Origin of the sequence: Streptosporangium sp. NPDC006013, from assembly GCF_040614275.1 — a bacterium.
Lineage (GTDB): Bacteria > Actinomycetota > Actinomycetes > Streptosporangiales > Streptosporangiaceae > Streptosporangium.
This window is the reverse complement of the sequence record NZ_JBEXUE010000063.1, coordinates 1-21,423: the sequence shown is the minus strand read 5'-3', so window position 1 is coordinate 21,423 and position 21,423 is coordinate 1. Positions and strand designations below refer to the sequence as shown.

The following is a 21,423-nucleotide window of genomic DNA, read 5'->3' as shown; positions in this document are numbered from 1 at the left end:
GCTCAGGAACCGCGGGTGGTGGAACATTCGGGGCACAGGCCCCAGTAGATGACCTCGGCCTCGTCGATCGAGAAGCCGTGGTGGTCGGACCCGGTCAGGCAGGGCGCCTCGCCGACCGCGCAGTCGACGTCGGCGACGGCACCGCATGACCGGCACACCACGTGATGGTGGTTGTCCCCGACGCGTCCCTCGAACCGGGCCGGGCTGTCGCCTGGTTCGATACGGCGTACGAGCCCCGCCGCGGTGAGCGCGTGGAGGGCCTCGTACACGGCTTGCAGGGAGATGTGGCCCACGCGATCGCGCACCCCGGAGGCGATCGCCTCGACGCCGAGGTGGTTACCGTCCCGGACGGTCTCGAGCAGTGCGACGCGGGCGGCCGTCACTCGCAGGCCTGCCCCGCGTAGCTCCTCGGCGGTGGTTGGAGTCCTGGGTGCGGTCATGGCGTCAAACCTTAACTTCATAAACACGAACTGTCCAAGACAACGAATAATACAAGTCTAGCGCCGTGTCGAGCGATGTTCGCCCCGTTATGGTGTGACATGTCGCCCTGATGGTGATCTTGGGGGCGCAGCACGGTCGGGCCGTCTCGGCGGCGGAACGAGTACGCGTACGCGGAATCGATCACGCTACCGGCACCCGGTTACGCAAGGTCGCCAACAGGGCGAACGCCGCCTGACGCGGCACCGGCTTCCATCCCGTGCCCGGTCCCGTCCTGTCCGGCGCCGAACGAGCGTCGTGGCGGCGACGCGATCACCCGCGCGATTCTGGTTGAACAGCTCATTGCCCCACAGACGAGGAATTTCAGGACTCGTGGATGAGAGATGGTTCGCCGCCGGCTTGCGCCTCCCGTAGGGGGAGGCGCGAGGGTGAGGGCATGAACGGCGACACGCTCTACTCGATCGGTGATCTGGCCCGGCGGACCGGGCTGACGGTCAAGGCCATTCGGTTCTACTCCGACCGCGGGATCGTGCCGCCGACCGACCGTAACCCGGCCGGCCACCGCCTCTACGGCATCGACGCCGTCGCACGCCTGGACCTCGTGCGGACGCTGCGCGACCTGGGACTGAACCTTCCCACGATCCGGAAGGTCGTGCACCGGGAGATCTCGCTTCCCGAGGTCGCCGCAGCGCACGCCGAAGCACTGGCGGCGCAGATCCGAGTGCTACGCCTGCGGCGCGCGGTGCTGACGGCGGTGGCCAAGCGCGGGTCCACTCCCGAGGAGATGGATCTCATGCACCAGCTGGCCAAGCTTTCTGAGGACGAACGCCGACGTCTGATCGGCGATTTCCTCGACACCGCCTTCGGCGGCCTGGACGCCAACGCCGGATTCGTGGGGATCATGCGCTCGATGACCCCCGAGCTGCCCGACAATCCCGAGGCCGAGCAGGTCGAGGCATGGGTGGAGTTGGCCGAACTGTCCCAGGACCCGGATTTTCGCGCCAGCGTGCGGCGCATGGCCGAGCATCATGCGGCCGAGCGTGTCCAGGGCGACACCACGGTCCTGCGCCGCGACTCTGCCGCAATGGTCCGTGACCAGGTCGGCCCAGCCCTGGTGGCCGGCATCGACCCGGCCTCGCCTCAGGCCGATCCGGTCGTCGCGGCGGTCACGGCTCAGTACGCGGATGTCTTCGGCTGCGTGGACGACGTCGACCTTCGGCGCCGGCTGCTGACCCGGCTGGAAACCGCGAACGACCCTCGCAGGGAGCTGTACCTTCGGCTGCTCGCAGTGATCAACGGCTGGCCGGCCCCGGAAAGCCTGGCGCGGGTGTTCGACTGGTTCATCCAGGCCTTGCGTGCCCGGATACCGGGGTAGCGGTCCCTCCTCGACCCGGCCGTGGCCGCTCAGCGGGCGGACCTCTGGAACTCCCACGGGCCGTGCGCCGAGATGATGTCGACCTCGCCGCCGGACAGGCGGGCGAGCTCGCTGAGCCGGGCGTGGTTGCCGAGCCGAAGTGAACGATCCACCTCGGCGCTGAGCCGCACGACGTCCAGCATCGGATGAGAGCGTGGCGCGCCGGGGTCGACCTCCTCGATATCGAGCACGGGCTGGGCGTAGGTCGTCCACTCCGCACCGAGTGTGTCGGCGTGTCGTGCCATGCTGCCATTCCCCGGTAGCGTCCGATCTTCAGGCAGGCGCCGACCCGTGGATGGACTCACCGTGAAGAAGCTGATCGTCCGGCTCTGGAGGCTCGTCAACGGCTCGCTCCAGTGGCGCATCCTCTGGCTCCGGCACGCCAAGTTCACGGTCGGCGTGACCGGGGTCGTGCGGGACGCGGACGGCAACGTGCTCCTGCTGAAGCATCGCTTCTGGCCGGAGGGCAGGCAGTGGGGGCTGCCGACCGGCTGTGCGAACAGCTCGGAGACCTTCGAGGACACGGTCTGCCGCGAGGTGCGGGAGGAGACCGGGCTGAAGGTCCACGTCGGAGAGCTCGTTCGGCTGAAGAGCGGCTACAAGCTGCGCCTGGAGGTGGCGTACGAGGCCGAGTTCATCGGTGGCACGCTCGAAATCGACGATTTCGAGATTCTGGAGGCGAGATGGTTCGCGCCGGACGAACTGCCAGAAGAGATGCAGGAGTCGCACCGTCTTCTCATCCACCGCGAGCATCTCTAGCCTCCATGCCGTGCCTGGCGCCGGGTGGTCACCTCAGTCGACGACGCCGACCACGACGGAATCCGGAAGCTCGTGGCCGGCCGGTCGTGCCCTCGGCGGGACGGGTGTCCCCGGGGCTCAGCTGGTCGTCTCTTCGACGATGGAGTCGACCCGATCGGGATAGAAGGCGACATGGTCCTTGATCTCGGCGACGGCCGGGTGCGGCGACTCGTAGAACCACACCGCGTCCACCGACCGCTTCCCGTCCGTCGTAACGGTGTAGTAGCTCGCGTCGCCCTTGTACGGGCAGTAGGTGGCGGTGCCGGTCCGCTCCAGCAGCGAGCGGTCGACGTCGGTGATCGGGATGTACTGAACCGGCGGATACGCCGCCTCACGCAGGGTCAACGCCCGCCGCGAGTCGGCGACCACCCGGCCGCCCACCGAGACGACGATCCGGGCCGGATTCGCCTCGATCGTGATCGGGTGATCGGGGCCGGGCTGCAGGATGGGCTTTTCGGTCATGGCGCGAACTCCTTTCTTCCAAAGGTAGTCCGCCGGAGCCTCGGACCGCGCTCCCGTCACCTCGGAGGTCGACGAGGAGTGGGGACGGCTGAACGCCATACGCACGCTTCCGACGATGGACGGGCTGATCGCCGCGACGGCCAGGGGGAACGGCTGGATCCTGGTCAGCCGGAACGTCAGGGACTTCGACGGCACGGGGCTGTCCGTCGTCAACCCGTTCGACCCCGCCGAGCATCCGCCGGGCGCATAGGATCCGACAGCCGGACAGCCGGACAACCGGGGCGAGTGCGAGGACGTGGCGTGAGTGTTGAACTTGGAGTCTGGCTCGGGGCCGAACCGATCACCGCGCAGGAGGCGCTTCGCAGGTATCTCGTCTGGAGCCGGAGCGACGCCGTCCCCGGTGAGCCGCGCCCGGAGACGGCGGCCTTCTACGAGGAGCTGACCTCGCTCTTCCCTGACCTGACCGCCGAGAACTACGCGGTCTCACCGTGGTCCGCACCGCTGATCGTGGGGGAGGAGTTCGTGCTGATGGACGCGGTCTTTCCACGCGCCGGAGAGGTGTGCCGCGTGGTGCTGGAGCTGGCCTGGCGGCATCCTCTGGTGCTGTTCGAACCGTAGGCCCGGCGCGCGTCCGCCTTCAGGGGGAGACGGTGTCCGCCCAGCGATTGATCTTCTGCCCGCTGGCGCTCCAACGGCCCGTTCTTGTCCGGGCCGCTGCCTAATGTCCCTCATGGCGAAGGCGCCGCACGCTTGCGTCCGGGCGATCCGGACCGGTTCTCGGGAGATGCCGTCATGACCGTGTGGGAAGAAGTCCGCGACCTCATCGGCACCGGCGATGCTTTCAAGGTCGCGGCCAGGGTCGCCGCCCTTGACGACGCCGGGCGCGCGGAGGTGGCACGGGAGCTGCCCGGCCACCTCCCGGTGGCCCGGCAGGAGATGAGGGCGGCGGTGGAGAAGCGACGGTCCGACCGCTGGAACGAGCGAGACCGGGCCCGGAGGGCCCGGGGGGAGGCGTACAAGCGGTTCGCCCGTGAGCGCGGGATGTCCGATGCGGAGATCCACCGCCAATGGGCGATGACCGACGGCTGGGGCGGCGACATGGAGGGCACCTGGGAGGATCCCTGGCCGGCCACCCCGGAGTACGGCGCGGGATACCCGGACAGGTCCGAGTACGACGCCTGGGTCGACCCGATGCGCGTCGCGGGAGCGGGCACGCTCCCCTGCGCGGCCGCGGCCTCCTGGCTTACCCGGCGCGGTTTCGAACGCGTCGGGGAATCCGCCGATCTCGTCGAACCGGTGCTCCAGGTGGTCGCCGCGCGTCCCGCCGAGTGGCAGGCCGATCTCGCCGTACGGCTCGCGCTGCGGATCCGCGTCCGGCCCAGGCGGTGGGAAGGCGACCTCGGAGACCGGAACCTGCCGCTCGCCCTGGCGCTGCTGCGCCACACCGGTGCCACACCGCCCGACCACGACCCGCTCGTGGTCGGCTGGGCCGACACGCCGCCGACCGCGGAGCGGCTGCGCGAGGACCCGCTGCTCGACGTGCTGCTGCCCAGGCTCTTCCAGGCGCAGGGGGTGGGTCGTGCGCTGCGCGAGGAGCGGGCCGACCCGCTCGCCGCCGAGTCGTGGCTGGGTGCGCTGCGCACCCTGGCCGCCGAGGGAAGGGTAAGCCGGGAGGCGTTGCTGGCGGGCTGCGTGGGCCGGTTCCTGCGCGGGGGCGGCGCGACCGATCTGCGGTTCTTCGCCCGCCTGCACGAACTGCTCGAACCGTCTCCCGCCGAGGTGGCCTCCCGCGCCGGTGACTACCTGCGGCTGCTGCCGGCGGCGCCGGGGCCGGTGGCCGAACTGTCGCTCAGGCACCTGCGCCACCTGGACTCCCTCCCGCAGGACGATGCGAGCGATCTCGACCCCGGCGACGTGAGCGAGGCCCTGTCCGGCCTGCTGTTCCGCGCGGAGAGCGGGCTGGTGAGGTCCGGGCTGGCCTGGCTGGACCGGTTCCTCCAGCGGGAGCCGGAACGGGCCGACGAGCTGTCGTCGGCCCTGGCGGCGGCGCTCGGCCACGAGGCGCCCGCCGTCCAGGAGCGGGCCGTGCGCCTGCTGGTCGGGCACGCGGCGGCCTTCGGCCCGCTCGGTGCCGAGGCCGTACGGGACGGGGCTGGGCAGCTTCCCGCAGGCCTGGCCAACAGGCTGGTCGGGGTCTTCGGCGGAGATCTCCAGGAGGAGCCCGAGCCCGAGCCGGAGGAGCCCTTCGTCCCCGGCACGCTCCCCGCGCCGCCGCCCGCCACGGCGTTCCCGGTGCCGCGGACGCCCCAGCAGGTGGTCGCCCTGTGCGGGAAGAAGGACTGGGCCGAGGCCGAGGGGTTTCTCGGCGGGTTCGTCCGCCTGGCCACCGAAGATCCCGGTGGGCTCCGGGACGCGCTGGCGGCACACCCCGCGAGGCAGCCGACGCAAGGCAGCTGGACGAGTCCCGAGTGCTGGGGGGCCGCGATCGTGGCGGAGTTCGTCGATCCCGGCGCGGAACCCCTTCCGGATGGCCTCACCTCCCCGGAGGAGACCAGACCCGGGTGCGGGATCCGCCCTGCCGACCCGCGACCGGAGTCGCCGTGGACGAGGCTTCCCGGCCGGGATGAGGTCTGCGCGCCGGAGTGGCTCGTGCTGCGTCGTCACGCGGAGATCCTCGTCGCGCTCAAGGAGGGTGTCCTGCCGCCGCTGCTGCTGGCCACGCCCACCCTCTCCACCGGCCACCTCGACCCCGTGGAGCTGGTCGCCCGGATCGAGGAGCTGGAGGCGGCGGGGATGGAGCCGCTCCCGGCCGATCTGGCGCAGGCGCTGCTCAGGCTGCCCAGGACCGCCGACCCCGCCGCGGTGACGCGGGCCGCCGCGCTGACCTCGGCGGCCGGGCGCGAGGCCGCCCGCCGGCTGGCGGGGAACGGGCTGCCCGATCCGGTGGTGACCGTCCGCCGGTTCTGCTCTCCCGGTACGAAGCCGGACTGGAAGCTCACGGAGGATCCGGCCGGACACTGGCTCGACGAGCGCGAGCCGCAGTGGGTTCTCCAACCGTGGCAGACCCTGGCGGTGGCCTCCATCACGCCGGGCGACATCACCCCGGGCGACATCACCCTGGGTGCACCGGCCGGTGAGCGGACGGTCCGTGCCGCGGCGTCGCTGATCGCCGAACTCCTGGTCTCGCCGCCCCGGTTCCTGGAGGAGGGGCGTGGCCATCACGGCAAGCTGATCGGCTGGTGGCCGGGCGTCATGCCGTCCCACCGCGAGGTGATCGCCGCGCACATGGTCCCGCTCCGGTTTCGCAGCGACTGGACCGGTGGCCTCGTCGACGGGCCGCGGCTCACCGACCTCGCGTGCGCGCAGGGACCGGTCGGGCAGGCGACCGCCCTGCTGCTGGTGGAACGGCTCGCCCTGAGCATGTCGGTGTACCGGCGCCGGGCCGTGCAGTACCTCCTGGCCACCGGGGACCTGCCCGCCGCCCAGCTGGGCACGGAGTTCGGGGAGCGGATACGCCGGTCCTGGCTCTCGATCTCCACGTTTCGGACGATCATGGAGGACGCCGTCTGCGTGGGCACCCACCGCGAGGCGTGGGCCATGATCGCCGCCGCCCTGCCCGGCCTGCTGGCCGTTTCGGGCGGGCGGCCCCCCAAGGAACTGGTCGATTTCCTCGCCTTCGCCCGCCGGGTGGCCCGGCAGGCGAAGGCGACCGGCGAGATCCCCGAGGTCACGGCGGTCGCCGGGCGCAAGGGCTCCACCCGGGTCATCCGCGAGTGCCGCGGCCTGCGCGACCTGCTCTCCGCGCCGTGACAGCCGGACGGCGTCCTACAAGTGCGGTGGCGGGTCGAGGCCGCCCTGCCGGCGAACCGGTGGCCGAAGTAGATCTCCTCCCGGCCGGAGACCATGCGTTCGTTGATCTCCGCGAGCCGGTTGAACGGGAAGTGCCACATGAACTCGTTCAGGTGCCGGTCCAGCAGCAGCGGCGGTGACGGCGAGATGCCGGGCAGGATCGCCTCGCCCAGACGGGTGACGTGCTCTGGGTGGTCGGCGGCGAGAGCGTAGCCGACTATCATCCCCAGGTCGTAGCCGGCGACCGCGAACCGCCGGTGATCCAGCTCGGTCATCAGTGCGGCCATGTCGGCGGCGAGGGTGACGGCGTCGTAGCCCGACCGCCGGTGTCCGGACGGGGCGCCGCGACCATCCGTCCTGATGACTCCTGAGGGCATGAGGTCTGAGGCGGTGTGGGGGGATGAACGCGGCACCGAACCGGGCATCCGCGATTCAGCGGATCAGTTGTAGTTCACTGGAGAGCACCTGGCTGCTGATCAGGTCGAAGTGATCCAGCTTGGTGAGGCGGAACGAGACGGTCGGCGCGTTGTGGCGGAGGGCGGATTCCTGCACCGCGGGAAGATGTGTCTCGTATGCCGCCGACAGCACTACCCGCACGTTCTGGAATATCTCAGCGACGGTCGCCAGCCGCTCACCGATCTGGGAGTAACCGTCCGGCTTCCAGTATTCGATCATGTCTCGTGACAGCTGCCACAGTTGAAAGAAGTCCTTCCTGGCAATCTTGGCCAGGTAGACGCAGAGCGCCTGGAAGAGGTCGCGGTCCTGGGCGAGGTTGATGAGTTCCTTGAAAGCGGGGAGCGGATTCGCGGGATCCGATCTGGCGAACAGCTTCGAGATGCTCATCGTCGACTGGTTCACGTTGGGGTCGAGGAGGAGTGCGCCGGCCAGTCGAGGAGCCCGTGAGCCGCAATTCTTCCAGTGCTCCGCCAGCAGTAAAATCATGTCGGCGCCCAGCGAGAACCCTACGAGTACAAGATCTTTTTGTGGGTTTTTTTCCGCTACTTCGGTGATGAAGTCCGACACCACCTCGACATGCGTTGACAGCGGTATGGGCGGGGCCGAATTTTTTTCGGTTCGACTGAATCCGGGGAGCGTGATGGCGAGACCGTGCTCGTCCTTTTGTTCCGCGAGATAGTCGCTGTAGTCGTTGGAGTCCAGGCCGAGTCCGTGGAGAAAAACGGTCACCGTAGGCGAGTTACTTACTCTTTCCTCATATGTCAGGTTTGGGACGGGCTGACACTCTGGGAGATTCTTGGCGGTTGTCATGGTTCAGGCCTCAGGGTCGGCAGCTGGGTCTATGCGGGTGCTCGTCACATCCCTTGACCGGAGGTGCTTGGATCAGGCGTCGTATGACAATTGAGCTTCTCGGTCACCGTATTTGCTAGATCGGTCTGGACAGCGAGAACACCTGCTGTCTTAATAGGTTACACGGATGTGCTCCATTTATCCTGTACTTGGAGAAGTCCTGGTGTTGTCGTTGAAGGTGCCGGGAGGGAGTAGTGCGTGAACAGGGTGCTCACGGAACGCACCGCAACGAAATGGATCTACGACAATGCCTTCTCTCGGGATCGAATAGGACGCATCGGTGTCGAACTTGAATGGTTTGTGGTCCGCACTAAACTCCCTGAGCAGCGCCTTGGAATCGCGGATATCAGCTCGTGTCTCGGCCTGGCCGGCGGGCATCTGCCGATGGGGGGGACGATCTCGTTCGAGCCTGGCGGCCAGCTCGAACTGAGCACCGCACCGGCAGACACGCTGGCAGAGTGCCTCGAAGTCGCCGCGGGTGACCTCGCACTCATCCGAGGCCGGGCCGCTCGCCACGATCTGAGCCTGATGGGCAAGGGGCTGGACGATCGACCGGCTGTTCGAGTCGTCGACTTGCCGCGCTATGTGGCGCTCGAACACAACTACGATCAGTTCGGCCCGAGCGGCAGAATCCTGATGTGCAATGCCGCGTCGGTCCAGGTCAACATTGACGCCGGTGACGCCTCTCCGGGATGGCGCGGTTGGCGGCGTAGATGGTGGTTGGTCAACACCCTCGGTCCGATCTTCATGGCGATGTTCGCGAATTCCCCCATGTCGGTCGGCAGTATGGCGCAGTCGGGTCGGCAGCTCCTCCGATTTCAGAGCGACCCGACCCGCACTGATCCGCTGCCTCTTTCCGGTGACCCAAGAGAGGCATGGGTGCGATATGTGTTGGACGCGCAAGTGGTTGGAGTTTCCCAGGCTGGCTCACGTGCGCTGCAGCGTCCGGTTACCGGCCTGACCATGAGGCGGTGGCTGCGTGGTGCCGGACCGCGCGAGGTCTTTTTGGACGATCTCCGTTGTCACCTTCAATCGGTTGTTCCTCCGGTGCGCCCACGCGGATACCTGGAGTTGAGAATGATCGATGCTCAGAGCGATGACAACTGGGTGGTTCCGGTCGTCACTGTGGGCGCGCTTCTCGATGATCCGTATGCCTCGGCCGAGGCCATGCGGGTCGTCGAGTCATTGCCCAGACCGGCAGGCCGGGAGGACTGGGTGAATGCCGCCCGTAAGGCGATGAGTGAGCATCACTTCGCGGAGGCGGCCAAGAGGTGCATGGCGGCGGCCATCGAAGCACTCGACAGGCTTGAGGTACCCGATTGGGCTCACCGGCTCGTCCTCGGGTTCGCGGACGCCTACACCTTCCGCTCCCGGTGTCCCGCTGACGATCTGGTCGTCGAGGAGGCGGCGTGACGTCCTCGTCGCCTCGGAGCCGGCCGGGATCCGGTCAGGTGGCGGTGGGTGGACCCGATGGCCGTCGAGTGACCGGGGAGGCGTCATGACGCTCGCCGATTCGAGAGAACGGTTCGCGCGCACGCTCGCGGCGATCCGGCAGCACCAGCAGGGCCATCACGGATGGGGGGTTCTGCACCGCACCCTCGGCGAACTGCTCGCCAGCAGGTATCCGGCTCTCGATCGTCTGCTGAACGCGGTGTGGACCGCCCGGCCGCACATCAGTGACGCCCACCTCATAACCCTGATCGGCGCCGCGGTCCGTCAGGTCGTGCTGAACGACCAGAACATGGCCGGCCTGTTCGGGAGCCAGGTGAGTCCGGCGACCAGGCTGGGGTTGCTCCGTGAGCTGGTCGGCAGGAGAGAGGAGGATCTGACCGAGGCGCTCTGCGGCCACTCGAACTCGTTCACCGGTGCTCGCCGATTCCTTGTTCCCCAGCTGATCATCGGCGGGTTCGCCATGGCGAACCAGCTGTCGGAAGTGCGTTTTCTCGATATCGGCACCGGGCTGGGTATCTTGCCCCGGCAGCTTAACAACAGGATCGTGTACGACCGGTTCTCGCGGAATCTGGATTGGTCCCCCCGGGCGCCCGGGTACAGGAAAATACCGCTGGCCTCGCGATATGGAATCGATGCGCCGCCACTGCCTGACCTTGACTGGGTGCGCACCTGCCATGGCCCGTCTCCGTACTATGAGGAGCGGTTCGAGGAGCTGGTGTGGTCGCTCCGTGAAACCGAGGGTATGAAAGAAAAGGTCACCCTCCGCGAGCTGGACATGCTGGATATCCCAGAGCTTGCCCGTTTCATTGCCGAAAAGGAATTCAACGTCATCACATGTAGTTTTGTTCTTTTTCAGTACGACATGAGAATCCAAGATATGGTAAAGAACTGCATCCTGACAAACATGGCCTCCCCTGGCCTGTTCCTGGTGATGAATCCCAGCCACGGTCTTTTGCGGCAGGGATGTCGGGTCGAGGGTCATCTATCCGGTGACCCGGCCGTGCTCCACCTGGCGGACGTCAGCGACGCCCATTTCATCGGAACCGTCACTCGGGGCGCGGATCTCCGTACCGTAATCGGCGAGGAGGGGGATGGCGGTGACTGACAGCCAGAGTGTGCGAGATCGCCTGGATGGGGTCGTGCGTCGCTACCGGACGCCCGCCGGTCTGGTCGCCGGTGCCTCCGGGGTTCTCATCGGGATCTACAGCGACGATGCCCGCGAGGTCATCGGCTTGGTATGGGGGTATCTTTCCGAGCCCGCGCCGCTGCTTGCCTGTGCCGGCCTGGGGATCAGCGCACTCACCTGGAAGGCGAGGGGCGTGATCGAGCGACGCAGAGAGTCACGGCGGCGTATCGTCAGCGAGTCCATGGACATCCGTACCGTCGACTTCGACGACGACCTGCCGAATGACCAGGCGGTGATCGGACGGGAGCTTCATTACCTGGAGCGGGTGACCGAGTCCAGCACGCTTGTGATCCTCCTGCATGGGCTGGGGCTGGACGCGAACGATTTCCGGCCGTACATGAACATCGCCCACGAGCATACGGCGGCGATCACCCTGTTCGGGTTCAACACCCGCGAGGCCGGGGACGGAAGATACCGTCCCATCGGCCTGACGACCCATGCCGAGCTTGTCAACGGCGCGATAAACAGCCTCCAGAGGAAGTATCCGCAGAAGAAGCTCGCCCTCGTGGGATTTTCGGTGGGGGCCGACATGATCCTTCGGTTGGGTGAGCTGTGGCAGGACCATCCCGCACGCAAGCCGAAGGTCGCCGCGCTGCTTCTTCTGGACCCCAACATCAATCATTCGTCAATGGTGGTTTCTGGCGGTTTCGCCCAGATGGATCCTGAACAACCCCTGGCCGAACTCAAGCGCATCTCCCAGATACCGACCGACCTGATCGAGTTCCAGAACATCTCTGAATACCTTCACAAGATCAGCAAGAAGGATCTGGCGCAGATCCAGAAGCATGCGAAGGACTGGTGGGAATACTGGGAGGAGCCGGGAAGGTATGATCTGTTTCTTCAGCGGCTCGACAGGTTGCGCTCTCTGTGTCCACGTATCAAAATATTCTTTTCCGATCACTATGATCAGTATTTCAATGAGATCGTGGCCAAGGCCAGGCAGAAAGACATGGTTCGGATATTCGATCTCTTCCGCGAGGATCACTTCGAGTTGCTGAACGAGAAGTTCATAGAGAAGAACGTGTCCGCCCTGATCGCCCAGAGCCGGCGTTCGCAGTCCCCGTGAGAAGGCGGTGTGCGCGACCGTATGAGGCGATCAGCGGCTGACCCCGTCGGACGGGCGGAGCAGGTCGAGGTCGGCGCGGCGGGGGAGGCTCTCCCAGTCGCCGTCGGCGGTCACCGCGAAGGCCCCGGCGGCGGAGGCGGTGGCGAGGCGCCGCTCGGAGGTCGCCCCGGCGAGGGTCTCGGCGATCCAGCCGGCGGCGAAGGCGTCCCCGGCGCCCACCGGGTCGAGCTCGGCGACCCGGTGGGGCTCCGCGTGCCGTACGGCGCCGTCGGAGAGCTCGATCGCGCCGAGGACGCCGCGCTTGATGAGGACGTGGCGCGGGCCAAGGTCCGACAGGGCGTGGGCCAGGGTGAGCGGGTCGTCGCCCTCGACGATCAGCCTGGCCTCGGCCTCGGTGGCGAACAGGACGTCCACGGCGGCGACGGTCTCGCGCAGCGCGGCGGACGCCTCGGCGGGCGTCCACAGGGCCCGGCGGTAGTTGACGTCCATCGACACGATCGCGCCCGCGTCGCGGGCCTCGACGATCGCGGCCCGCACCGCCTCGGCGGCCGACGCCGACAGCGCGAGGGTGATACCGGTGACGTGCAGCACGCGTGCCGAGCGGATCAGCGAGACGTCCAGGTCGGCGGGGCGGAGCCGGGATCCGGCGCTCGCCGAACGGTAGTAGCGCACGTCGACCACCTCGGACGTGCGCCTGCTCTTGATCATCAGGCCGGTGGGCGCCTCGGGATCGACCAGCATCCCCCGTACGTCGACGCCCTCGCCGGCCAGCGTCGAGCGGAGCAGTTCCCCGAACTCGTCGGCGCCCACCCTGCCGATCCAGGCCGCGCGCCCGCCGAGGCGGCAGACGCCGATGGCCACGTTGGACTCCGCGCCACCCACGCCGAGCCCGAAGTCGCGGGCGTGCCTGAGCGGGCCGGTACGCCGCGTGCTGAACAGTGCCATGCTCTCGCCGAGCGTTACCAGGTCGGTCATGGGAGAGGAGTCGTCCTTAGGGAGGTCGGTGCCGGTTTCGCCGGTCAACGGGTCGTGCCGGTGGTGAGGTCGACACCGGTCCTGGCGTCGGCGGGCGGACCGTGTCCGGTTTCGCCGGTCACCGGGTCGCCCCGAGCTTCTTGGAGATGCGCAGGGCCGTCTCGGCCACCAGGGGTCCCAGCTCTCGTACCCTCGTGGCGGTGATCCGGGAGGTGAGGCCCGAGATGGAGATCGCCGAGGTGGCGACGTCGTTGTGGTTGAAGATCGGCGCCGCGACGCAGCGCACCTCGGGCTCGTTCTCCCGGTCGTCGACCGAGTAGCCCCGCTGCCGGATCCGGCTCAGCTCGGTACGGAGGCGCGCGGCGTCGGTGATGGTGTGCCGGGTGACGTACGGCAGCCCGGCGGCCACGATCTCCTCGACTGCCTCCTCCGGCTGCCAGGCGAGGATCGCCTTGCCCACGGCGGTGCGGTAGACGGGAGCGCGGCTGCCGATGCGCGAGGCCATGCGCACGTTGGTCTCGTTCTCGACCTTGTCGATGTAGACCACGTCGGGCGGGTCGTAGACCACGAGATGGACTGTCTCCCTGGCCTCCGTCATCAGCCGGTGCGACTCCTCGGCGGCCACAGTCCGCAGGTCGAGCGTGGCCAGGTAGGCCTGCCCGAGGTGGAGGGCGCCGCTACCCAGCCGGTAGGCGCCGCTCCTGCGGTCGCGTTCCAGCAGCCTGGCCTCGATGAGCGGGGTGGCCAGCCGGAGCACAGTGCTCTTGGACATGCCGAGCGCCTCGGCGAGCCGGGTGAGCGACAGGCCGTGGCCCGCGCCCGCGTGGTCGCGTACGTGCGCGAGGACGGCGAGGGCACGCCGGAGCGAGGCCGACTGGTTGCGTTCCGGGGCGGGCTCACTCATCACGGCTTTCCATGGTGCTCTGGCAGGTCGAATACCAGGTCAAGGTAGGCGAGTACGCCGCCTCGCGCCAGTTTGCAGCACAACATTCTGCACTGCACAACAAATCGGTGATCTGCTTCCGGTGGCGGACGGGGCTTCTTAGGGTCTGCCGCCAACAGGAGGAGGCGCTTTGAAATTCCTGAACATGGCCGTGGCGGGTGTGGCCCTGCTGGCCCTCGCCGCGTGCGCGCCGTCCACCGCCCCGTCGGCGGGCGGTGGCGACGAGAAGTCCGGAACCCTGCGGGTCTGGCTCTTCGACGAGCCCAACCGTGCTCCCAAGGAGAAGGTGGTGGAAGAGGCGATCAAGGAGTTCACCGCGGCCAACGCGGGGGTGAAGGTCGAGGTCACCTACATCCCGACGACGCCGGCCCGGCACGAGAAGTTCAAGGGCGCGTTCAACGACCCGGCCAGCGCCCCCGACGTCGCCGAGTACGGCAACACCGACCTGGCCGAGTACGCCGCCGCGGGCGGCTTCGCCGACCTGAGCGCCGACCTCGCGAGCTGGCCGGAGGGCAAGGACGTCGGCACGGACCTGCTCGGGTCCGCGACCGTCGACGGCAAGGTCTACGGCCTGCCGTGGTACATCGGCATCCGGGCCCTCTACTACCGCACCGACGTCTTCGAGGAACTCGGCCTCAAGCCGCCCACGACGATCAAGGCCCTGACCGAGACCGCCCGCGAGATCCGTGAGAAGAAGCCCGACCTGTACGGCGTCGCCGTCGGCGGGGAGTACACCTTCGGCGCGCTGCCCTTCGTCTGGGACGCCGGAGGCGACATCGAGAGCCTCGACGGCGACGCCGCCCGCAAGGGTGTGAAGAACTACACCGACCTGCTCAAGGATGACAACTGCCCGCCGCAGGCGTGTGCGAGCCTCACCGGCGGCAAGACCGTCGAACTGTTCGCCAGTGGCAAGGCCGCGATGGGCATCCTGGGCAACTTCAGCAGGTCCGCGGTGGACGCGGGCGCGGCGGCGGGCAAATACGCGGTGGTGCCGCTGCCGGGCACCGAGGAGGGGACGATCGCCCCTGCCTTCTCCGGCGGCAACAACCTCGGCGTCATGAAGAACAGCGGGCACCGCTCGCTGGCCGTCAAGTTCGTCCAGCTGCTGGGTGGCAAGACCTACCAGACCAAGATGTACGAGGCCATGGGGAACCTGCCCACCCTGACCTCCGCGCGGGACGAGCTCGCGGCCTCGGACCCCTTCCTCAAGCCGTTCCTCGACACCGTCGCGGCGGGTACCCGCTTCGTGCCGATCGACCCGGCCTGGGTGAAGATCGACAACCAGAAGGTCATCCCGACCATGCTGCAGAAGATCGCCACGGGGCAGTCCACAGTCGAGCAGGCCACCGAGGAGGCCGCCGCGGCGGTGAAGGCGGCGTTCGGCCGGTCATGACCACCGCCACCACGACGACGGCGGGCTCCGGGGCCGGGGTCCGCCGGGCGGTGCCGCGCCCCGGCGGCGGGCTCAGGCCGTGGCTCTACCTGCTGCCCTCTGCTGCCGTGCTGCTGCCGCTCTTCGGCTACCCGATCTACATGCTCGGCCTGCTGTCGGTGTTCGACTACCGGCAGGCCCAGGTCAGCGGGGGAGAGCCGACGAGGTTCATCGGCTTCGAGAACTACGCGACGCTCCTGGGCGACCAGCGCTTCTGGTCGGTGCTGGCGCAGACCCTGGTGTTCGCCGCGGCTCTGGTGGTCGCGACGCTGGCCGTCGGCGCGACCCTCGCCGTCGTGCTCACCAGGGCGGGCCGGGTGCCCCGGCTGCTGCTGTCGCTGGCGGCCATGGCCGCCTGGGCCGCGCCCGCCATGACCGGCTCGACGGTCTGGATGTTCCTCTTCGACGCCGACCTGGGCCTGGTCAACCAGGTCCTGGGCATCGAGGGCTATAACTGGTTCTACGACAAATGGGTGACCTTCGGGGTCGTCGGTGCCACGGTGGTCTGGCACTCCTTCCCATTCGTCATGGTGACCCTCTACGCCGGGATCCAGGCCATTCCGCTCTCCGTCCTGGAGGCGGCAGCCCTGGACGGCGCCTCCGCGTGGAACTCGTTCTGGCGGATCATCGTGCCGATGCTGCGGCCGCTGATCACGATCGTGGTCATTCAGTCGATCATCTGGGACTTCAAGATCTTCACGCAGATCTATGTGATGACCAACGGCGGCGGCATAGCTGGGCAGAACTCGGTGCTCAACGTCTACGCCTACCAGACGGCCTTCGGCTCGTCGGAGTACGGGCTTGGCGCGGCGATCGGCGTCGTCATGACCCTGATCCTGCTCACGGTCACCCTCTTCTACATCCGTGCCCTCTACCGTACGGGGGAGAAGCTGTGAGCAGGTCCCGCCTGGTCGCCAACGCCGTGGCGCTGGTCACCGCGTTCGTCACCCTCTTCCCGATCTACTGGATGGTGCTCTCCGCGCTCAAGCCCGCCGGGGAGATCCAGTCACTCCAGGTGCGCCCGTGGACCCTGGCACCCACCTTCGAGCACTTCCGGCGGGTGCTCGGTGGCGAGAACTTCGGCCGCTACCTTCTCAACAGCCTGGGTGTCGCCCTGACCGTCGTCGTCCTGTCCGCGCTGGTGGCCTTTCTCGCCGCGGTCGCGGTGACCCGGTTCCGCTTCCGGTTCCGTACCACCGTGCTGATCATGTTCCTGGTGGCGCAGATGGTGCCGGTGGAGGCGCTCACCATCCCGCTGTTCTTCCTCGTCCGCGACCTCGGCGGGGTGGTGCCCGGCGTGGGCCTCAACACCCTGGGCTCGCTCGTCCTGGTCCACCTGGCGTTCTCGCTGCCGTTCGCCGTCTGGATGATGAGGGGGTTCGTGGCCGCGGTGCCCGAGACGCTGGAGGAGGCTGCGATGATCGACGGTGCGAGCCGGCCGGTGATCCTGTGGCGGATCCTCTTTCCCCTCGTCGCGCCGGGACTGGTCGCCACGAGCGTCTTCTCGTTCATCACCGCCTGGAACGACTTCATCTTCGCCAGGACCTTCATCATCTCGGCCAGGGACAACCAGACGCTGCCCTCGGCCCTGCTGGTCTTCTTCAAGCCCGACGAGAACGACTGGGGCGGCATCATGGCGGCCTCGACGCTGATGACCGTTCCTGTGCTGATCTTCTTCGTGGCCGTCCAGCGCAGGCTGGTGGCCGGGCTGGGCGGGGCGGTGAAGGACTGACACCCGCCGGGCTCCGTTCCCCTCTGTACCGATAATTTTTGCCTGGACCAGGGCAGAACTGTCCCTCGGGATGGTTGACAGGCCAAAATTGGTCCGTGGTCAGGATCGGATCGGTAGGAATGAGCGATTGCGAGGGTGGGAGGCTTCCGCCAGTTCTGGGCCAGTTGTTCGCTGACGAGGCCGACGGGAGCGGCGGGGGCGAGGGCCGGAGGCTCTCGGTGGACCTGCCACCGGGTGACGTGGTGTGGCCCGACCCCGGTTACGCTCAGCTCTCCCTTCGTCGCCGTCCGGCGTTCTGGCTCAGCGAGGTGGCCGTCTCAGGTGAGTACTGGGCACGGCTGCGGGCGCAGCACGAGCACTCCGGCCTGTGGCCGGTGCTGCTGGAGGATTCGGTGCAGCCCTGGTCGGCCGGTCAGATCGCCCCGGACACCGCCGTCGAGATCGACAACTACCACGCCGCCGCGTTCATGGCCGAGGTCTGGTCCGACTGGATCGCCAAGGCCCACATCGACCAGCTCGAAATCCTCGACCCCTTCGGAGTCGAATGTCCGGGTCCGGCCCCGGCGGGAAGGCTCGCCGCCGATCCCGGCGTGGTCGCCGACTGGTACGCGGGCCTGGTGGCCGAGCGCAGGACCCCGCTCGGACTCGTCGCGGTCGAGCGCGGGGCCGACGCCCTCGCCGTCATGGGCTGGCAGGGCGCCCTGAACCACAACGAGTGGATGGTCCCGCTCGCGGCGGTGGTACGGAGCTGGGAGGACAGGTTCGGGGTGCGGCTGGTCGGGATGGGGTTCAACACCCTCGACCTCAGCGTCGCCGCGCCCCCGACGACCTCGGAACACGCCCTGCACGTCGCCGCGGAGCACTGGACGTTCTGCCCCGACAGCATCATCCAGGGCGCGGGGAGCCTCATCGACTACGCCGAGCAGATCAAGGGCAGGAACGCCTGGTCGTTCTGGTGGGACTGAGCTCGCCCGTCGTGGGTCCCCCCGGGGTGCCCTTCGTCGAGGGAGGGCTTCCTCGGGGAGCGTGGACTCCCCAATGTGGATCTTTGCGAGGGATCTACCTCGGGGTGATCTCTCCTCGGGCGCGGAAGGGCCTCGGGTGCGGGGCGCGGGGTGTGGATCACCCTCGCGCGACTGGGCCCCTCGTGGGCGCGGAAGGCCCTCGGATACGGGCCTCCGGGGTGTGAAACCCGAGATCGGCAAGACGTTCTCGCTGGTAGGGCGGTTGTTGGTGGGACGGGGTCTCCGATGGGCTTTTCTTGAAGCTTGTAGGTAGATCTTCTGGGGTTTTCATGACATTTGCTTTGCTTTGTCCGATTTCGGTGGGTAGTGTCCACGGATATCGGTTGGCGACCTGCCCTTCACAAGAGGGAGCGGCCGGCCGACGTCGAATCCCACCGGGCCCGCAGGGCCCAGGGAGCCGGGGAACCACTTTCCCGGGGTGAATCCGCCGCGAATGTGCGGCGGTAGGGCAACTCCATCGCCCGAACCCGTCAGCTAACCCGGTAGACGAGCTGGAGAGGAGATCCCCCTCATGGATCACCGCGTCACCGCGTCGGTGCCCGCCCTGCCCGTGCCGACCACCTGAACTTCATCTCCGTCCTTCGCCGCCGCGCCTGAGCGCGGCACCTGGACCGTGCTCCGCGTAGTGATCCGCTGATCTCGCCACGCCGCTTTTCCGAAGAGCGCGTCCCCGCCAGTGCACCCCTTGTCGTGTGTCGCAACTGGCTGCCCCGTTCCCTCGTGAAAGAGCCCCTTCCTCATGCGTCTCCCCTTTGACCTGCCCAAGACCGGTCTGATCAAGAACCTCTCGTACAAGAACCTCTCGTACAAGAACCGTCTCACCACCGCCGCCCTCGTCGGCGCGAGCGTGCTCGTCTCCGGCGGCGTCGCCTCCGCGCTGCCCGCCTCCCCCACCGTCGCCGCCCCCGCCTCCGCCGCCTCCCCCGGCGCGGACACCGAGGTGGCCGCCAACGAGGTCGTGCTCCTCAAGGGCTCGACCAGGGCCTCCTACTTCTGGGACGACTCCTCGGGCCGGGCCGGCGACACCGGTCTGCCGGCCAGTGGCAAGCCGATGCAGAAGGGCATGATCGCCAGCCCGAGCTGGCCCCTGTTCACCGAGGGCTACGTCGTCTACAAGGGCAAGAAGGCCAAGTTCTTCGTCGGTGACCGCGGTCCCGGCGTGCCCTCCAACGTGGGCGTCATGATCGACATTGACGCCAAGACCTTCGCCGACCTGACCGGTGGCCGGTTCAACCCCGCCACGCTCGGTGTGGACGGCAACGGCGGCATGGGCCACATCGACGTCAAGTACGTGGTCACCAAGTGGGGTGACGGCGTGGGCAAGAAGAACCACCCCGTGGCGTTCTCCACCGGTGCCTGGCGTTACCGGGACGCGAACCCGGCGAAGCCTCCGCAGACGGTCCTGGTCAAGGACGAGCAGTCCAAGAAGGCTGTGAAGACCCAGCAGGTGAGCCAGACGTTCGCCAAGCCCAAGATCATGTCCGAGCCCCTCACCGCGCCCGGGGCGATCGTCGCCGCCAAGCCGGTCGCCCTGTCCGGCGCCGGTGCCAAGGCCACCGAGCAGGGTGTCCGGGACCTGGGGGCCACCGCCCCGGTGGCGGCCGTGACCCCGGCCGGTCCCTCCGCCACCACGGCCGCCACCCTGGCCCTGGCGGGAGTGCTCGCCGCGGGCGGTGCCACCTACCTGGTCGCCGGCCGTCTCCGCCGCAGGGCGGTCGCTGAGCAGAGCTGAGGCCCGGCGCGATCTCCGGCCGTCCCGCACCGACGCGATCGATGAGCTCACCGCCCCGGTAACGCCCGGGCGGTGAGCTCCTGCTGTGGCCCGTGCCCTTTCTGAAAGGGCACGTGCCACGGCAGGATCAGACCTCGAGCCTCTCCTCGATGCCGCGCAGGAGGTGCCGCGCGAGCGCGAGGTTGGCCCGGTTCCGGTCGAGGGCCATGTAGATGAACAGGCCTTTGCCGCTCCGGCCGGAGAGCGGGCGGATCACGTGGTACTGCGTGCCGAGCGTGATGAGGATGTCCTCGATGCCGTCCTTGAGACCGAGCGACTCCATGGTCCGCATCTTGGCCTTGACGACCTCGGTGTTACCCGCGGCCGCCACCTGGAGGTCGAGATCCTTGGAACCGCCGAGCGCGCCCAGCGCCATCCCGCTGTTGTAGTCGACGATGACCGCGCCGATGGCGCCGTCGATCGCCATCATCTCCTTGAGAGAGATGTCCATGTTGCCCATTTCTGTCTCCGATCACTGGGTTATCGACATGCGCGAGGTGATGGCGGCCAATCTGGCCGCCGTCTTGCGGCCCTCCAGCCGGAGCAGCCCGAGGTTGGTCCCCGGGCGTGCCAGGACTGTGAGGACGATCTTGGGTCCGGCGGCGTAGCAGGCCGCGTAGCCGTTGGTGCCGGAGATCAGCGTCTCCTCGAAGGTGCCCTTGCCGGCCATGCCCGTCATCCGGCGGCTGAGGGCCAGGAGCGCGGAGGAGAGCGCGCCGGTCTGCTCGGCGGCGGTGTCGCGGCCCAGATCACTGGCCAGGGTCAGGCCGTCGACGCTGCACACGATGCTCCCGTCCACGTCGGGGATGCGCTCTCGCAGCAGCGCCATCTCCCGGCGTATCTCCTCACGCAGTTCCACCGGCACCCTCCTTCCGATCAGCTTCAGCGTCCGCAGCCTTATCGGCGGCATCGAACCAGGCTCAAGTCAGTGCCTCCAATGCGTTCCTGAGCCGGATGAGCAGGTTGACGTCGGCCGGATCCCCGGTGGCTCCGGGGAGTGACGCAGGCGTCGCCAGGGAGCCCGTTCCGGCTGCCGGGATCTCCGTGGCCCCCCTCGTCCGTCTCGGCAGCGGGTCCTGCGCGGCGGGTGCGGCGGCCGCGTCGGGTTCCGGGACGCGCAGCAGCCCACGGGAGGCGAGCTGCCGTACGGCGAGCAGCACCGAGTACGCCGGGCGGCCCAGCTTGCGTGCCAGGTCGGCCGGGGTCGCCGTGGAGTCGGCGCCGACCAGCACCTCCCACTGCAGCGAGCTCAGCACCACCCGCTGGGCGGCGATGCGCCTCCGCGGGACGACCGGGAGCATGTCCAGCTCCGCGGACGGCCAGGTCTGTTCCAACTGCGCCTTCCTCCGCTTGCACTCCCGGAGCAGGCCGGCCGCGTCGAAGTACCAGTGCGGTCCGAGCCAGTGCCGCTCTCCCCGCCGGAATCTGGGCCGGTGCCCGGTCGACTCCAGCAGGAAGTAGCTGGCGTCGAGCACCGTGCTCAGCACGCAGAACTCCAGCTCGCCCCTGGTGAGCAGACCCTGGGCGAGGAGCCGGTCGCCTCCGAGGATCTGCGGGGCGGCGACCGGCGGCTCG

The 21,423-nt window shown here is 68.2% G+C and carries 22 protein-coding genes and 1 riboswitch; of the genes, 13 read left to right on the top strand and 9 right to left on the bottom strand.

The genetic code is table 11. From position 1 onward, the window contains the following. Nucleotides 1-2: 2 nt before the first annotated feature. Nucleotides 3-440 (bottom strand): Fur family transcriptional regulator, encoded by a 438-nt coding sequence (locus ABZ260_RS12855; RefSeq protein WP_355616260.1) that lies wholly within the window; start codon nt 438-440, stop codon nt 3-5. A 434-nt stretch (nt 441-874) separates the two neighbouring features. Here ABZ260_RS12855 and ABZ260_RS12850 point away from each other — a divergent pair, with 434 nt between their 5' ends. After that, nucleotides 875-1,813: a MerR family transcriptional regulator gene (locus ABZ260_RS12850; RefSeq protein WP_355616258.1), complete on the top strand. Its 939-nt coding sequence runs from the start codon at nt 875-877 to the stop codon at nt 1,811-1,813. A 29-nt stretch (nt 1,814-1,842) separates the two neighbouring features. On the opposite strand, the gene ABZ260_RS12845 is transcribed toward ABZ260_RS12850, so the two are convergent. Next, on the bottom strand, nt 1,843-2,097 hold the full coding sequence (locus ABZ260_RS12845) for a hypothetical protein (protein ID WP_355616256.1): 255 nt from the start codon (nt 2,095-2,097) through the stop codon (nt 1,843-1,845). A gap of 61 nt (nt 2,098-2,158) precedes the next feature. On the opposite strand from ABZ260_RS12845, the gene ABZ260_RS12840 reads away from it, so the two are divergent. Continuing rightward, nucleotides 2,159-2,611 (top strand): NUDIX domain-containing protein, encoded by a 453-nt coding sequence (locus tag ABZ260_RS12840; RefSeq protein WP_355616254.1) that lies wholly within the window; start codon nt 2,159-2,161, stop codon nt 2,609-2,611. Between the two features lie 117 nt (nt 2,612-2,728). On the opposite strand, the gene ABZ260_RS12835 is transcribed toward ABZ260_RS12840, so the two are convergent. Continuing rightward, nucleotides 2,729-3,112, bottom strand: a complete 384-nt coding sequence (locus ABZ260_RS12835) for a DUF427 domain-containing protein (protein WP_355616252.1) — start codon at nt 3,110-3,112, stop codon at nt 2,729-2,731. Nucleotides 3,113-3,227: 115 nt separating this feature from the next. Between ABZ260_RS12835 and ABZ260_RS12830 the strand changes: the two genes are divergently transcribed. From ABZ260_RS12830 to ABZ260_RS12820, 3 genes are all read left to right on the top strand, one after another. Beyond that, entirely contained in the window at nt 3,228-3,362 is a 135-nt protein-coding gene (locus ABZ260_RS12830) for a hypothetical protein (protein ID WP_355616250.1), read from the top strand. A 50-nt stretch (nt 3,363-3,412) separates the two neighbouring features. Then, complete coding sequence (locus ABZ260_RS12825) at nt 3,413-3,730, top strand: hypothetical protein (protein WP_355616248.1); 318 nt, start codon at nt 3,413-3,415, stop codon at nt 3,728-3,730. 174 nt (nt 3,731-3,904) lie between these two features. Then, nucleotides 3,905-6,922 (top strand): DUF6493 family protein, encoded by a 3,018-nt coding sequence (locus tag ABZ260_RS12820; RefSeq protein WP_355616246.1) that lies wholly within the window; start codon nt 3,905-3,907, stop codon nt 6,920-6,922. A gap of 471 nt (nt 6,923-7,393) precedes the next feature. On the opposite strand, the gene ABZ260_RS12815 is transcribed toward ABZ260_RS12820, so the two are convergent. Further along, on the bottom strand, nt 7,394-8,146 hold the full coding sequence (locus ABZ260_RS12815; RefSeq protein WP_355616244.1) for an alpha/beta fold hydrolase: 753 nt from the start codon (nt 8,144-8,146) through the stop codon (nt 7,394-7,396). Between the two features lie 318 nt (nt 8,147-8,464). Between ABZ260_RS12815 and ABZ260_RS12810 the strand changes: the two genes are divergently transcribed. The 3 genes from ABZ260_RS12810 (at nt 8,465) to ABZ260_RS12800 (ending at nt 11,970) form a co-directional block, all read left to right on the top strand. Beyond that, entirely contained in the window at nt 8,465-9,679 is a 1,215-nt protein-coding gene (locus ABZ260_RS12810; protein ID WP_355616242.1) for a glutamate-cysteine ligase family protein, read from the top strand. An 85-nt stretch (nt 9,680-9,764) separates the two neighbouring features. After that, nucleotides 9,765-10,823 carry a hypothetical protein gene (locus ABZ260_RS12805; RefSeq protein WP_355616240.1) on the top strand — a complete coding sequence of 353 codons (1,059 nt, stop codon included), beginning with the start codon at nt 9,765-9,767 and terminating at the stop codon, nt 10,821-10,823. Next, on the top strand, nt 10,810-11,970 hold the full coding sequence (locus ABZ260_RS12800) for an alpha/beta hydrolase (protein ID WP_355616238.1): 1,161 nt from the start codon (nt 10,810-10,812) through the stop codon (nt 11,968-11,970). The genes ABZ260_RS12805 and ABZ260_RS12800 overlap by 14 nt, the downstream gene beginning before the upstream one ends. Nucleotides 11,971-12,000: 30 nt before the next feature. Here the strand turns inward: ABZ260_RS12800 and ABZ260_RS12795 are convergent, their stop codons facing one another. Together ABZ260_RS12795 and ABZ260_RS12790 are read right to left on the bottom strand one after the other, a co-directional pair. After that, nucleotides 12,001-12,945, bottom strand: a complete 945-nt coding sequence (locus tag ABZ260_RS12795; RefSeq protein ID WP_355616236.1) for a sugar kinase — start codon at nt 12,943-12,945, stop codon at nt 12,001-12,003. 118 nt (nt 12,946-13,063) lie between these two features. Further along, the gene (locus ABZ260_RS12790) at nt 13,064-13,849 is read right to left on the bottom strand and encodes an IclR family transcriptional regulator (RefSeq protein WP_355616234.1); all 786 of its coding nucleotides are present in this window, start codon (nt 13,847-13,849) and stop codon (nt 13,064-13,066) included. 169 nt (nt 13,850-14,018) lie between these two features. On the opposite strand from ABZ260_RS12790, the gene ABZ260_RS12785 reads away from it, so the two are divergent. The 5 genes from ABZ260_RS12785 to ABZ260_RS12765 all read left to right on the top strand — a co-directional run bounded on the left by ABZ260_RS12785 (nt 14,019) and on the right by ABZ260_RS12765 (nt 19,809). After that, nucleotides 14,019-15,281 (top strand): extracellular solute-binding protein, encoded by a 1,263-nt coding sequence (locus tag ABZ260_RS12785; protein ID WP_355616232.1) that lies wholly within the window; start codon nt 14,019-14,021, stop codon nt 15,279-15,281. Next, nucleotides 15,278-16,216, top strand: coding sequence for a sugar ABC transporter permease (locus ABZ260_RS12780; RefSeq protein WP_355616230.1), 939 nt, complete (start codon nt 15,278-15,280; stop codon nt 16,214-16,216). The genes ABZ260_RS12785 and ABZ260_RS12780 overlap by 4 nt, the downstream gene beginning before the upstream one ends. Then, nucleotides 16,213-17,052, top strand: a complete 840-nt coding sequence (locus ABZ260_RS12775) for a carbohydrate ABC transporter permease (RefSeq protein WP_355616228.1) — start codon at nt 16,213-16,215, stop codon at nt 17,050-17,052. The genes ABZ260_RS12780 and ABZ260_RS12775 overlap by 4 nt, the downstream gene beginning before the upstream one ends. 164 nt (nt 17,053-17,216) lie before the next feature. Continuing rightward, the gene (locus ABZ260_RS12770; protein ID WP_355616226.1) at nt 17,217-18,017 is read left to right on the top strand and encodes a DUF4253 domain-containing protein; all 801 of its coding nucleotides are present in this window, start codon (nt 17,217-17,219) and stop codon (nt 18,015-18,017) included. A 412-nt stretch (nt 18,018-18,429) separates the two neighbouring features. Further along, nucleotides 18,430-18,581, top strand: a riboswitch (cyclic di-AMP (ydaO/yuaA leader). 235 nt (nt 18,582-18,816) lie between these two features. After that, nucleotides 18,817-19,809, top strand: coding sequence for a hypothetical protein (locus tag ABZ260_RS12765; RefSeq protein ID WP_355616224.1), 993 nt, complete (start codon nt 18,817-18,819; stop codon nt 19,807-19,809). A gap of 127 nt (nt 19,810-19,936) precedes the next feature. Here ABZ260_RS12765 and ABZ260_RS12760 read toward each other — a convergent pair whose 3' ends face one another. The 3 genes from ABZ260_RS12760 to ABZ260_RS12750 all read right to left on the bottom strand — a co-directional run. Next, nucleotides 19,937-20,308 (bottom strand): hypothetical protein, encoded by a 372-nt coding sequence (locus tag ABZ260_RS12760; protein WP_355616222.1) that lies wholly within the window; start codon nt 20,306-20,308, stop codon nt 19,937-19,939. Nucleotides 20,309-20,320: 12 nt separating this feature from the next. Further along, on the bottom strand, nt 20,321-20,707 hold the full coding sequence (locus ABZ260_RS12755) for a roadblock/LC7 domain-containing protein (protein WP_350930394.1): 387 nt from the start codon (nt 20,705-20,707) through the stop codon (nt 20,321-20,323). A gap of 61 nt (nt 20,708-20,768) precedes the next feature. Continuing rightward, a partial coding sequence (locus ABZ260_RS12750; protein ID WP_355616220.1) for a hypothetical protein occupies nt 20,769-21,423 on the bottom strand: 655 nt, incomplete at its 5' end.